Here is a 12,408-nt window from a genome sequence, read left to right as displayed (position 1 = left end):
GGTGAAACCAAACATCAGGCACTTATCATGAGTGTACGCATTGGACCGTCAGGCTGATTGCGGGCCCGGCTGTTTGGGATCCACCGCGAATGTCGCCAGCGTCGAGATGGATCCGCCGGGCCGATCGACCTGGTCCATCACCTTCACTTCGGCGAGCCATCGATCCGGCGTCACGGTGAAGAGCTGATAACCGCGCTGGTTGTTGAGCAACGCGACGTTCGGGTTGTTGTCCAGCGTGCGGGCTTCGCCTGGATAGTGCGCCCCGCCGGTGCCGCCTGACGAGATCGAGGTGGCGAGAAACTCGGTGGCTAACGCCGCGCCGCCGACGTCTTCCGCAGTCCGCGGCACCGATCCGATGACGTTCTGGTGAAGATCGCCGCTGCCGATCACGACATTGGTCAGGCCCCGCCGCGCGATACCGTCGACGAGCCGCTGGCGAGACAGCGGATAGCCGTTCCAATTGTCCTTGCCGACGATCGGCGTCGTGTCGCCGTCCTTGCGCGCGTCATAAGGCATGAACAGCACTTGTTGCGCGACGAAGTTCCAGTGGGCATCGTTGGCGAGTCCCTGGTCGAGCCAGCGTTCCTGTGCCGCCCCCAGCATCGTCCGCTCCGGCCGATCGACGGGAACGCACGCGTCGAGCTGAGCGCGCGGCAGTCCGGGGCGCTCGCAGAGCCGATAGCTGCGGAACGAGCGTGTGTCGAGAACGTGCATCCGCGCGAGCGTGCCGTAATCGAGCCGGCGATAGGCGTGCGTGCCGTTCGTCCCGGGCCGCTGTGCGCGACGGACGGGCACATGCTCGTACCAGGCCTGCAGCGCCGCCGCCTTACGGTGCGCGAAGATCTCGGGCGGGTTGCCATCCTTGTCGAACTCGCCCGCCCAATTATCGTCGAACGACATGATGGAGGCGACCGCGGCATGCGCCGCCTAGAGATCGGGCTCGCGGGGACGTGCGCAAAGGCGGTGAAGAAGCCCGTCTCGAAATCCTGGCAGCCCAGCATCGCGAGCCGCAACCGGTCGAGCGATGCCCCACCCGCCGGCGCGGTCCGTGCGGTGTCGATCGGGCTCGCGCCGGCGCCGGCAACGAGGAAACGGCACCAATAGGGACGACGCGGCCGCAGTCCGTCGCCATCGGCATTGACCGAGTGCGCCAGCGCCGCTTCCACCACCGCCACCGCCACGCCGATGCGGACGATCTTGCGAAAGCCGGGATTTTCGGCGACCTCCCACTCGCCCGACCGGTCATAATTTTCGCTGAACCGCCCCCGGTGGGGACGAACGCGATCAGCTGGGGGCGCCGGTGGCGAACGAGCCCCGAAATCGAGGGCGATACTTTCGCCAAGGCAATCACGCTTGACCGGAGGTTGAGTCCCGCGGGGCTTGTCCGACAACGTCTGCGACCGATCGATGTTGCAATGATGAGTACAGCTCATCGCTTCATCAACGACGCGACGAATTGTTCGAGCAGACCAGACGGACTATTTTGGCACTTCGCCATACAGCCGGTCGTCGCCGACCGTGCTCAAGAGAAAATATGAGCCTGCGCGTACATCGTCCGGGCACTCCCCATCCGCCGGAAGGACGCGCCGACATGGCCACCCTCGTTGCTACTCCAGCGACTCGCTTCGATGCGACGCAAGGCAGTGCCAGGCCGGCACGCTGGGGCGCCGTGTATGCGATGGCGCTATGCAGCTTCGTGCTGGTCGCATCCGAATTCCTGCCGGTCAGCCTGCTCAGCCCGATCGCGGAGACGCTGCACCTGACCGAGGGGCAGGCCGGTCAGGCGATCGCGATCTCCGGTGTGTTCGCGGTCGTCACGAGCCTGTCCTTCTCCGTGCTGCTCGGGCGGATCGACCGCCGCCGCGTCGTGCTCGCGCTGATCGCCATGCTGATCGTCTCAGGTGCGATGGTCGCGTTGGCGCCGAGCTACCTCGTGTTCATGACGGGGCGTGCGCTGCTCGGTGTCGCGATCGGCGGGTTCTGGTCGATGTCGGCGGCGATCGCGATCCGACTGGTGCCCGAGGAGTCGGTTGGCAAGGCGCTGGCGATCATGAGCGGCGGCACTGCGCTGGCGACGGCGCTTGCCGCCCCACTCGGCAGTCTCCTCGGCAGCCTGATCGGTTGGCGTGGCGCGTTCTTCTGCGTGGTGCCGGTAGCGGTCGGGGCACTCGCCTGGCAGGCGATCGCGTTGCCCAGGCTCCCCGTCGCGGAGCATCAGTCGGCACGCGCGACGATCGGGTTGCTGCGAAGTCGCGCCGTGCTGCTCGGGCTGTTCGCGGTTGCAATGCTGTTCGTCGGCCAGTTCGCGCTGTTCACGTATCTCCGCCCGTTCCTCGAACAGGTCACGCACGTCGGCGTCGTCATGCTCTCGGTCATGCTGCTGATCGTCGGCGCCTCCGGGTTCGTCGGGACCGTCGTGATCGGTCGGGTCATCGTCAAGCGCCTGTTCCTGGCGCTCTGGGTACTGCCCGCGGCGATGGCGGCGGTCGCGGTCGGTCTCGCGCTGTTCGGCGGATCGACGATCGCGACGGCTGCATTGCTCGCGATATGGGGCTTTGCGGGGACCGCGGCGCCCGTCGGATGGTGGACCTGGCTCGCCCGGACCCTGCCCGAAGACGCCGAAGCGGGGGGTGGCTTGATGGTAGCGGTGGTCCAGTTGGCGATCACGCTCGGCGCCACCGTTGGCGGCGTGGTGTACGATACCGCCGGTGCCGTGCCCGAGTTTCTCAGCAGTGCCGCGTTGCTCGGCGTGGCGGCAATTGCAGCGCTAGCCGTCGCACGACATGACCGCACCACTGCTGTCGATCAATGAGCAATTCTCACCGCTCCGTTGAGCCACGCCACCGACACGAAAGCCGCGGCGCTGCGTTGGTATCCAGTGAACATACCCTGTCTTGGGCCAAAGCCTGCAATCTTTGTGGCGCGGCGCAAGCCGGTCGGGAAGGAAATTGAGTTTCATGTCGGACGCCCCCGAACTCGAAGTATCGCGCCGCGGGCTGCTCGCCGGTAGCGCCGCGACGGCCGTCGTCGCGGCGACGCCTGCCCCCGCCGCCCCTCCCCAGACCAAGGCTGCGCCAATGATGCCCGTCAGTTTCGCGGTGAACGGCAAGCGCGAGACGCTGTCGCTCGACCCCCGCACCACCTTGCTCGATGCACTCCGCGAGCATCTCCACCTCACCGGCACCAACGCGGTCTACAACGCCACCGGAGTTCGCGTGCGCGACTATCCGGTGACGCTCGACAAGCATTTCGCAGAATTGCCCGACCTCGTCTGACACTCAGCCTCAAAGGAGTACGACCATGGAATTGAAACGCGCAGGATCGCAGCCGTCGCAAAAGGGCCCTGCCGACTGGTTTACCGGCACGGTCCGCATCGATCCGCTCAACACCGCGAAGGAGCCTGCGCGTCACAGCTGTGCGGCGGTGACGTTCGAGCCCGGCGCACGGACCAACTGGCACACGCATCCGCTCGGCCAGACGCTGATCGTCACGGCCGGCTGCGGCTGGACCCAGTGCGAGGGCGAGGCGATCGTCGAGATCCGCGCCGGCGACGTGATCTGGTGTCCGCCCGGCCACAAGCACTGGCACGGCGCGACGTCGACCACCGCGATGACGCATATCGCCATCCAGGAAGCGCTGGACGGCAGCCCGGTCGACTGGCTGGAGCCGGTGACCGATGCGCAGTACCTGGGTTCGGCCGCGTAGGGCTCTGGGATACATAACAGGACATGGTCACGAGCCGATCCGATTTCGCCGACTTCAGCTACTTCCTGGCGATCGCGAAGCACCGCAGCTTCCGCGTCGCCGGGTTGGAGCTCGGCGTCAGCGCGTCGGCGCTTAGCCATGCGCTGAAGGGGTTGGAGGGTCGGCTCGGCGTGCGGTTGCTCAACCGGACCAATCGCAGCGTGACGCTAACGGCGGCGGGCGAGGAACTGCGCGATGCGATCACGCAGCCCTTCGCGGCGATCGACCAGGCAGTCGAGGATCTCAACCGTTACCGCGACGCACCGACCGGTCGCATCCGACTGAACGTGGTCGTCGATGCAGCGACGCTTCTGCTCAGCCGGGTCCTGCCCGAATTCACTGATCGCTATCCAGACATCGACCTGGATATCGTTGCCACCGACCGCATGGTCGATATCGTCGGCGGTGGCTTCGACGCGGGGATCCGGCACGGCGGCACCGTCCCCGAGGACATGGTGGCGCAACGCATCTCGGCCGATATCCGCTGGGTGGTCGCGGGATCGCCCGCCTATCTCGACCGGTTCGGCGACCCGCAGCACCCTGACGAGCTCCAACAACACCGCTGCCTAGGCGTCCGGCTAGGCGACGACCGCATCTACCGGTGGGATTTCGAAGGCCCCGATGGCGAGTTCGCGGTCGGCGTGCCCAGCAAGATCTACGTCAACGAAGGCCGCGCGATGCTCGGGCTAGCACTCGGTGGCGCCGGGCTGATGTACGGCCCCGAACCGCTGTTCGAACCCTATTGCGCGCGCGGCGAACTACGCATCGTCCTGCGCGATTGGGCGACGACGGGCCCCGGGTACCACGTCTATTATTCGAGCCGCAGACAGGTACCTGCCGGCCTCCGCTTGCTGATCGAACTCATCCGCGAACTGCATCCCTTGGGACTGTAGTGGGAAGGAGACCCGAAACATGTAGCGAAGCGGTGTTCTGGTCCGGTCAATCGCCTACCGATCCGGCTTTGCAATCTAAGCCGCTCGTTTACCGGCATCGGCGCCAACCATAAATGGAAGCAGCAGCTTTACCTCCGCCGATGTACCCAACAGCGCTCACTCAACGTACTAGAGCTATGCGCTGGAGCACGCGTCGAGCACGTCTTGCGATAGCGTCCGACGATCGTAGTTGGCGGTAGCATGCAAAAGCGCTCCATCACCCCGGACTGGTTCGGGGTGACGGTGACCGAGGGGGTCTAGCGGACCCAAACCGAATATCGCCCGCCTATCGTCGCCGGTACCGCGCAACCTTCTGGATCGCCCTCGACAGCGCATCGATCGAGTAAGGTTTGTGCAGCAACTCGAAGCCGTGCGTCCCGCTCTGCGCAAGCACTTCGCTGTAACCGCTGGTGAGCATGACCGGCAGCGTCGGATACAGACGGGCGATTTCCTGGCCGAGTTCCACGCCCGACATGCCAGGCATCATCACGTCCGAAAACACGACGTCGAACCGTTCGACGCCGGTCGCCAGTTCCGCCAGCGCCTTGGCACCGTCCATCGCCAAGACGGTGTTGTAGCCCAACTCCGCCAACGCCTGCGTCGCGAACATGCCGACCTCGGCATTGTCTTCGACCACCAGAATGCACGCGCGCTCGCCCAGCTGTAGCGATGTATCGCCCGCTTCGATCGCGACGTCGCCGAGACCCTCCACGCGCGGCAGGTACATAGTGAAGGTAGCGCCTTCCCCTTCCGTGCTTTCGACGAAGATGTCGCCACCCGATTGCTTGGTGAAGCCGAACACCTGGCTGAGGCCGAGGCCGGTCCCCTCGCCCACGCCCTTGGTGGTGAAGAACGGTTCGAAGATCTGGTCGATCCTGTCCGCCGGGATGCCCGGCCCGCTGTCGGTGAGGGAGACCGCGACGAATGCGCCGGATACCGCCGGATGTGCGCGAATGGCGGGCATCCGGGACGCTTCCGCCACCGTGATGGTCAGGTCGCCCTCCCCTTTCATGGCGTCGCGCGCATTGACCGCCATGTTGACGATCGCGGTATCGAACTGGCTGCGATCCGCGTCGATATGACACGGCTCGGACGGCAGCCGGACCGACACCCTGATGCGCGATCCGGTCAGCGTCCGGACCATGTCGCTGATCGTGCGAACGCTGGCCGCGGCATCGAACACCTCGGGCGTCAGCGACTGACGCCGTGCGAAGGCGAGCAATTGGCCGGTCAGCTTGGTGGCGCGATCCGCCGTATCGGAGATCGCATCGATATAGCGTTGCCGCCGGTCGTCGGACACGCCGGGACGACGAAGCAGGTCGACCGAGCCGCGGATCACCGTCAGCAGATTGTTGAAGTCGTGCGCGACGCCGCCGGTGAGCTGACCGATCGCCTCCACCTTCTGCGACTGGCGCAGCGCATCCTCGGCCTTCATCAGCTCGCCGGTGCGCTCGGCAACGCGCTGCTCGAGATTTTCGTTGAGCGCGCGCAGCGCCGCGATCGCGCTGTCGCGTTGGGCTGCGACGGCGCGCCGCTCCTGCACGTCGATCAGGACTCCGGGAAAGCTCGACGGCGTACCATCGGGCGCGTGGTCGACACGCCCGTTCGCTTCGATCCAGTAATAGTTCCCGTCGACGCGGCGGACCCGATACTGGTGCGCATAAGCCCCGCCACGGGCGATCACTTCGTTGATCGCCTCGGCCAATCCTTCCTGGTCGTCGGGATGGACGGTCGCCACGATCTGGGCGAGCGGAATGCCACTCCTGCCCAGCGCCGGATCCAGACCGAAGGCGCGCGCGAACGCCTCGTCGATCGTGAACTGATCGCTGGGAAGGTCCCAATGCCATGTCCCGACGATCGCACCGGCGGCCAGCGCGAGTTGCACGCGCTCGACATTCTCGCGGGCCAGCGCTTCGCTGGCACGGAGCCGATCCTCCGCCTCACGGCGTTCGCTGACGTCGTTGAACAGGATCGCGACCTGAAGCTCGTCAGGATCGCCGACCGGGACGGCGCGCACGTCGAACCAGCGCGCAAAGCCCTCGGCATAGCTTTCGAAATTGGCCGGCTCGCGCGTCCTGGCGACGCGTCCATAGGTCTCGAACCAGAACCGTTCGAGATCGGGCGCGTGCTCCGTTACCCATTTGCCCCGCAGATCGGCACCCGACTGACGCGCGAAGGCGGGGTTCGCTTCGACGAAACGATAGTCGACCGGCCGATCATCGGCGTCGAACTTCAGCTGTATGATCGCGAACGCGGAATCGACGGTCTCCAGGATGGTCTGGAAACGCTCCTTGGCCTGTTTGAGCGCGACGCCGGCGACATGCTCCTCGGTGCGGTCCCGGAGGATCTTGACGAAGCCCAGATGCACGTTGCCGCCATCATGAAGCGGCATCATCTCGCCCGAGGCCCAGAAGCGTTCGCCGGTCTTGCGCACATGCCAGCGCTCGTCCGACGCGCGGCCATCCGCTAGCGCTCGGGTCATCTCGTGATCGACACGCCCGTTCGCGACGTCTTCAGGCAGGAAGAACCGTTCGGCATTGTCGCCGATCATCTCCTCGGCAGCCCAGCCCATCACATGCTCTGCGCCGGGGTTCCAGTCGGTGATGATCCCGTTCGGGTCGGTGATGACCATCGCGAAATCGGTCGAACTGTCGAAGATCGCGCGCTGCCGCGCCGCGCTGGCGACAAGCGCGTTCCGGCTGCTCTCCAGCGTCGCCACTTGCGCGCGCAACCGCGCATTTTCCGCCTCAAGGTCTTCTCTGGTCATCGAAATCGGGGCCACGCACTTACGGATATCTGTCGATTGTCGAGGGTTGGTCGCTACAGCCTAACCCCGCGGCGATTGTGCTATCAAGCCGGCAGGAGTCCGGCCGACCGGTAGCTGTCAATCATCGTGTCGAACAGCGCGATATCCGAACGGCCTCTCGCGAAGAGCTGCGCCCCTGCGACGGCCGCGTAGATGGCCCGCGCCCTGGTCTCGCTTTCGGCCGATCCGACAATCTTGGCATCGACGAGGAGCGTGCTCAGCCAGGCGACGTTGACGTCGGCAAAGCCCTGGACTTCGGTTTTCACCGGGTCCGGAAGATCGTCATATTCCGCCGCCATGAAGCTCGACAGGCAGATGCGGTTGTCGTTCGACAGCGATTTTCGGAAGATTTCTGGATAGCGGTGGAGCGCCGCGAGCGGATCGGGAGTCTCGTCCGAAATCGCCGCTAGCTGCGCGACGGTGTCCTCCCAATAGCGCCGCGCGACCGCCGCGCCGAGATCCGCCTTGGTCGCAAAATGGTGATAGATACTTGGCGCCTTTATCCCGACCTCCGCTGCGATATCGCGAAAATTCAGGCCGTTATAGCCGCGTGCCATCGCGCTGCGCCTTGCCGCGGCGAGCACGGCTTCCCGGGAGTTCGACGTCGCCAATTGCATTACCCATCCTGCAAACCAACCAAGTGGTAGATAGACCTTGACGCGTTGGACGCAAGCCCATATTCAGTCAACTACCGATCACTTGGTAGAGGGCCCACATGCAGCGCTGCTCGAAGAACGGCAGGTGCATGCCGGCGCGTTCTGGCAGCTTACAATGCTGCCTGACGTTCCTCGCCGCATACGCCAACCGGAGCAGCGGTGTACCGGAACTCGACAACCGTCACTAACCTGCAGGCTGCCCGAAACTTCGACCGTCTCGGCGTCGCGTCGGGATCAAGTAGCCGCCCGCGCGTTACATCCTCGCCCCGCCCGAATTCTCCCTAATTCTACGGAAGATACCGCCATGTCCGATCAGCTTGCCAGCCCCGTCCTGCAACCCGTCACGATCGGTGACCTGCACCTGCAAAACCGTATCGTCATGGCGCCGCTCACGCGCAGTCGCTCGAACGAGGAGGGCATACCGCCCGCCTTCGCCGCCGATTATTATGCGCAGCGCGCGGATGCCGGCCTTATCATCACCGAGGCGACGAATATCTCCGCACAGGCGCGTGGCTACGCGCTGACTCCCGGCATTTGGTCCGATGCGCAGGTCGCAGCGTGGAAGCCGATCGTCGCGGCGGTCCACCGGCGTGGTGGCAAGATCTTCCTTCAGTTGTGGCACACGGGCCGCATCTCGCACCCCGATCTGCACGGCGGTGCGCTTCCGGTGGCGCCGTCCGCGATTGCGCCGGAAGGGCAGGCCTTCACCAATGACGGACTGAAGGATTTCGTCACGCCGCGTGCGCTCGAAACGGACGAGATCCCCGCGATCGTCGAGGACTATCGGCATGCCGCCGAACAGGCGAAGGCCGCCGGCTTCGATGGCGTCGAGGTCCACGCCGCGAACAACTATCTGCTCGAGCAGTTCATCCGCGACAGCACCAACCAGCGCACCGACGACTATGGCGGCTCGATCGAGAACCGCCTGCGTTTTCCGCTCGACGTGGTCCGTGCCGTGGTCGATGTCTGGGGCGCCAATCGGGTCGGCATCCGCATCTCGCCGGCGACGACCGAGCCTGGCAAGACCCCGCTCGATAGCCAGGTCGGCCGTACGTTCGACACATTCGTAGACGCGCTGTCGAAGATCGGGCTGCTCTATATCCACGACATCGAAGGCGTGACCCAGCAGACGCGCGACGTGCCGGACGGTGTCGACTTCCAGGAACTGCGCAAGCGCTTCTCCGGCGCCTACATCGCCAACAACCAGTATACGCTCGATCTTGCCGAGCAAACGCTGGCGGACGGTAACGCCGATCTGTTCAGTTTCGGCCGGCCCTTCCTTGCCAATCCCGATCTCGTCGAGCGGCTGCGCACGGGCGCCCCGCTGGCCGAAGCGCCGAAGGACTATTGGTATGGCGGCGGCTCGGTCGGCTACTCAGACTGGCCCGGCATGAACGGGAAGATCGAGCTTGCGTAACACGGCACGACAACGCGCATGATGTGACCCTGGGACGAGGACAGGCGGCAATTACCCTGCACTCGTCCCCTCGGTCGCAAACCTTGCGCGACCTGCGACATTGAGCCCGAGTTCGATTCGTACTCCTTGGAAGACGACCTACGCCAACTTCGTCTGGTCGCGCGGGCCCTTACTAAAAGAGTCAGCCGGTCAGCACTAGTCGCCCTATCTCGCCAACATCGCGGCGACCTTCGACGACAGCGCCTCCAGCGTGAACGGCTTCGTCAGAAGCTCCATGCCTGGCTCCAGATGGCCGTTCCCCACGGCCGCATTCTCGGCAAACCCGGTGATGAACAACACCTTCAAACCCGGCCTCAGCCGTCGTGCTTCGTCGGCAACCTGACGGCCGTTCATACCGTTCGGCAACCCGACATCGGTAATCAGCAGGTCGATCCTCGCCCCGGACTGCAGCACCTTGATGCCAGCCGCACCGTCGCCCGCGCCGATGACGGTGTAACCAAGATCGTCCAGGACCTCGTCGATCAAGTGCCGGATGGTCGCCTCGTCGTCGACGACCAATATCGTCTGCCCGTTTCCACCATCGACCAGCGCGCTGGTCTGGGTGTCGATGTCGAGCAGCGCATCACCGTGATGCCGCGGCAGGTATATGCACACCGTCGTGCCCTCGTCGATCTCCGAGTAGATCCGTACCTGGCCGCCGGACTGCCGCGCGAAACCGTAGATCATCGAAAGGCCGAGTCCGGTGCCCTGGCCGATCGGCTTGGTGGTAAAGAAGGGCTCGAACGCGCGCTCGATCGTCTCCGCGCTCATGCCGGTGCCGGTATCGGTCACGCACAACGAGATATACTGGCCCGGCGGCAGATCACGTTCGCGGCTGGTGCGATCGTCGATCCACTTGTTGGCGGTCTCGATCGTGAGCTTGCCACCGTCGAGCATCGCGTCGCGACCGTTGATGCACAGGTTCAGGACCGCATTCTCGAGCTGGCCCGCATCGATCTCGGCGGTCCATAGCCCGACTGCGCCGACGATCTCGATATCGGTCGTCGCGCCAACCGTACGCTGGAGCATTTCCTCGAGGCCGAAGATCAGCTTGTTAACATCGGTCGGCTTCGGATCGAGCGTCTGCCGGCGCGAGAAGGCAAGCAGCCGCTGCGTCAGCGACGCCGCCCGCCGCCCTGCCCCTGTGCCGCGTTGACGAACCGGTCGAGGTCGTCGTGCCGCCCGCGCGCGACACGCAACTGCAACAGCTCGAGGTTGCCCATCATCCCGGTCAGCAGGTTGTTGAAGTCGTGCGCCAGCCCGCCGGTCAGCTGCCCTACCGCCTCCATCTTCTGCGCTTGGCGCAGCGCCTCCTGAGTCTCGGCGAGTTCGGCGTCCGCGCGAAGCCTGACCGATATGTCCCTGGCGTAGTGGAAGGCGCCTATCACGGTCCCCGCTGGGTCGCGCAGTGGTGAATAGGAGACCTCCGAGCACGGCTTGGCGAGATCGGGATCACCGAATTCCTGGCTTACCGTATAGCTTTCACCGGTCAGCGCGCGCGCCATGAAGCGGCGTATGATCGGCGCCTGGTCGTCTGAAAACAGATCGGGAAAAACCTCTCCAATCTGAACGCGATGGCCATAGATCCGGTAGAAATCGTCGCTGTGCGCCTCATTGAACGCGATGATCCGGTAGTCGGTGTCGAACGCGCAGATCGGATCGACGCTGGCCTCGATGATGTCCTGCGATAGCTGGAGCTGCGCCGTCCGGCTGGCCACCTCCTGTTCCAGCCGCTCGTTCAGGCTCCGCAGCGCGTCCTCGGCGCGACGACGGGCGGAAATGTCGTTGAACAGGATCGCGATGCGCCCATCATCGGCGCTGCCGACCCGGAACGCGTAGACGTCGAACCATCGGCCTAGAACGTCCGAGCCTTGCTCGAAACGGATTGGATCGCCGGTGCGCGCGACGCGTCCGTATGTCTCGTACCAATGCTCCTCCAGATCGGGGACGGCTTGACGCAACCAATGTCCGCGAATGGCTTCGGGGAACCCGGTTTGTCGATAGAATGCCGGGTTTGCATCGGTGATGCGGTAATCGACCAATCCCGCCGAATTATGCTGCACGACCTCGGCCAGGCAGAAGCCGGATTCGATGGATTCGAACAATGTCCGGTAGCGCGCCTCGCTCTCCTGCGCCGCCGCATATTGCCGTTCGCGCTCGCGATCGGCTCTCCGCAGGTCCAGTTGCGCCATGACCTGGCGCGACAGAACGCGGAGCGTCTCCAGTTGAAGCGCGGTCAAATCTCGCGGGCGGTAGTCGAGCACGCATAACGTGCCGATCGGTACGCCTTCCGCCGTTTTCAGAACGGCGCCCGCGTAGAACCGGATATGCGGCTCGCCGACGACCAGAGGATTGTGGTCGAAGCGACTGTCCTGGGTGGTGTCCGGCACCAGCAGGAACTCATCCTCCAGGATCGCCTTCGCGCAGAACGAGCTGTCATAGGGCGTCTCGCGTACGCCGAGACCGGTCTCCGCCTTGAAGAACTGACGCTCGTCACCGATCAGGTTCACGACCGCGATGGGCGTGTCGCAGAGCTTTGCGGCCAGCTCGGCGAGCTCGTCGAACGAGGGCTCGCGCGGTGTATCCAGAACCTCATAGCAGGCCAGTGCGGCAAGCCGCTGGGCACCGCGCACATCCATCTCACTCACGCCAGCCATCCCGGTTCAGTACACTACACGCTTTGGCATATCCGTGATGGTGACTCGAGGACACAAATTTAGTGTTCAACCGCTGACCGATGCGTAGGCTGTTGCCCTTCCTTGCCTGTCTGATGCTCGTCCTGACCGCCTGGGTAGGATCCGTCACCGACAAGCA

9 protein-coding genes and 3 pseudogenes are annotated in these 12,408 nt (G+C 64.7%); 6 read left to right on the top strand and 6 right to left on the bottom strand.

Annotated elements, in window-relative coordinates:
- Positions 1–48 precede the first annotated feature (48 nt).
- The gene (locus tag QP181_RS04375; protein WP_333927739.1) at positions 49–900 is read right to left on the bottom strand and encodes an alkaline phosphatase D family protein; all 852 of its coding nucleotides are present in this window, start codon (positions 898–900) and stop codon (positions 49–51) included.
- 18 nt (positions 901–918) lie between these two features.
- Between QP181_RS04375 and QP181_RS04370 the strand changes: the two genes are divergently transcribed.
- Positions 919–1,104 carry a hypothetical protein gene (locus QP181_RS04370; protein WP_132896556.1) on the top strand — a complete coding sequence of 62 codons (186 nt, stop codon included), beginning with the start codon at positions 919–921 and terminating at the stop codon, positions 1,102–1,104.
- On the opposite strand, the pseudogene QP181_RS19905 reads toward QP181_RS04370, so the two are convergent.
- Positions 1,098–1,433 (bottom strand): annotated as a pseudogene (locus QP181_RS19905) (hypothetical protein); the annotation flags it as partial. The gene QP181_RS04370 and the pseudogene QP181_RS19905 overlap by 7 nt on opposite strands.
- 158 nt (positions 1,434–1,591) lie before the next feature.
- On the opposite strand from QP181_RS19905, the gene QP181_RS04365 reads away from it, so the two are divergent.
- The 4 genes from QP181_RS04365 to QP181_RS04350 all read left to right on the top strand — a co-directional run bounded on the left by QP181_RS04365 (position 1,592) and on the right by QP181_RS04350 (position 4,637).
- Positions 1,592–2,812, top strand: a complete 1,221-nt coding sequence (locus QP181_RS04365; RefSeq protein WP_333927738.1) for an MFS transporter — start codon at positions 1,592–1,594, stop codon at positions 2,810–2,812.
- 145 nt (positions 2,813–2,957) lie between these two features.
- A complete protein-coding gene (locus QP181_RS04360) occupies positions 2,958–3,275 on the top strand; it encodes a twin-arginine translocation signal domain-containing protein (protein ID WP_132896558.1) in 318 nt (105 codons plus the stop codon).
- A gap of 25 nt (positions 3,276–3,300) precedes the next feature.
- Complete coding sequence (locus tag QP181_RS04355) at positions 3,301–3,705, top strand: (R)-mandelonitrile lyase (RefSeq protein WP_132736742.1); 405 nt, start codon at positions 3,301–3,303, stop codon at positions 3,703–3,705.
- A gap of 23 nt (positions 3,706–3,728) precedes the next feature.
- Positions 3,729–4,637: a LysR family transcriptional regulator gene (locus QP181_RS04350; protein WP_333927737.1), complete on the top strand. Its 909-nt coding sequence runs from the start codon at positions 3,729–3,731 to the stop codon at positions 4,635–4,637.
- Between the two features lie 325 nt (positions 4,638–4,962).
- Here the strand turns inward: QP181_RS04350 and QP181_RS04345 are convergent, their stop codons facing one another.
- Positions 4,963–7,443 (bottom strand): PAS domain-containing hybrid sensor histidine kinase/response regulator, encoded by a 2,481-nt coding sequence (locus QP181_RS04345; RefSeq protein ID WP_333927736.1) that lies wholly within the window; start codon positions 7,441–7,443, stop codon positions 4,963–4,965.
- 83 nt (positions 7,444–7,526) lie between these two features.
- Positions 7,527–8,099 carry a TetR/AcrR family transcriptional regulator gene (locus QP181_RS04340; RefSeq protein WP_333927735.1) on the bottom strand — a complete coding sequence of 191 codons (573 nt, stop codon included), beginning with the start codon at positions 8,097–8,099 and terminating at the stop codon, positions 7,527–7,529.
- Between the two features lie 343 nt (positions 8,100–8,442).
- On the opposite strand from QP181_RS04340, the gene QP181_RS04335 reads away from it, so the two are divergent.
- The gene (locus QP181_RS04335) at positions 8,443–9,555 is read left to right on the top strand and encodes an alkene reductase (RefSeq protein WP_333927734.1); all 1,113 of its coding nucleotides are present in this window, start codon (positions 8,443–8,445) and stop codon (positions 9,553–9,555) included.
- Between the two features lie 204 nt (positions 9,556–9,759).
- Here QP181_RS04335 and QP181_RS19900 read toward each other — a convergent pair.
- A pseudogene (locus QP181_RS19900) lies at positions 9,760–11,372 on the bottom strand (PAS domain-containing hybrid sensor histidine kinase/response regulator family protein); the annotation flags it as partial.
- A gap of 156 nt (positions 11,373–11,528) precedes the next feature.
- Positions 11,529–12,233, bottom strand: a pseudogene (locus tag QP181_RS19895) (GAF domain-containing protein); the annotation flags it as partial.
- Between the last annotated feature and the right edge of the window lie 175 nt (positions 12,234–12,408).

This window comes from Sphingomonas sp. LR55, from assembly GCF_036856015.1.
Lineage (GTDB): Bacteria > Pseudomonadota > Alphaproteobacteria > Sphingomonadales > Sphingomonadaceae > Sphingomonas.
This window is presented reverse-complemented; position numbering and strand designations above follow the sequence as displayed.

Bases quoted from the DNA above. Each gene is read 5' to 3' on its own strand.
- QP181_RS04375 (WP_333927739.1), bottom strand. From the start codon at position 900: ATGTCGTTCGACGATAATTGGGCGGGCGAGTTCGACAAGGATGGCAAC.
- QP181_RS04370 (WP_132896556.1), top strand. From the start codon at position 919: ATGCGCCGCCTAGAGATCGGGCTCGCGGGGACGTGCGCAAAGGCGGTG.
- QP181_RS04365 (WP_333927738.1), top strand. From the start codon at position 1,592: ATGGCCACCCTCGTTGCTACTCCAGCGACTCGCTTCGATGCGACGCAA.
- QP181_RS04360 (WP_132896558.1), top strand. From the start codon at position 2,958: ATGTCGGACGCCCCCGAACTCGAAGTATCGCGCCGCGGGCTGCTCGCC.
- QP181_RS04355 (WP_132736742.1), top strand. From the start codon at position 3,301: ATGGAATTGAAACGCGCAGGATCGCAGCCGTCGCAAAAGGGCCCTGCC.
- QP181_RS04350 (WP_333927737.1), top strand. From the start codon at position 3,729: ATGGTCACGAGCCGATCCGATTTCGCCGACTTCAGCTACTTCCTGGCG.
- QP181_RS04345 (WP_333927736.1), bottom strand. From the start codon at position 7,443: ATGACCAGAGAAGACCTTGAGGCGGAAAATGCGCGGTTGCGCGCGCAA.
- QP181_RS04340 (WP_333927735.1), bottom strand. From the start codon at position 8,099: ATGCAATTGGCGACGTCGAACTCCCGGGAAGCCGTGCTCGCCGCGGCA.
- QP181_RS04335 (WP_333927734.1), top strand. From the start codon at position 8,443: ATGTCCGATCAGCTTGCCAGCCCCGTCCTGCAACCCGTCACGATCGGT.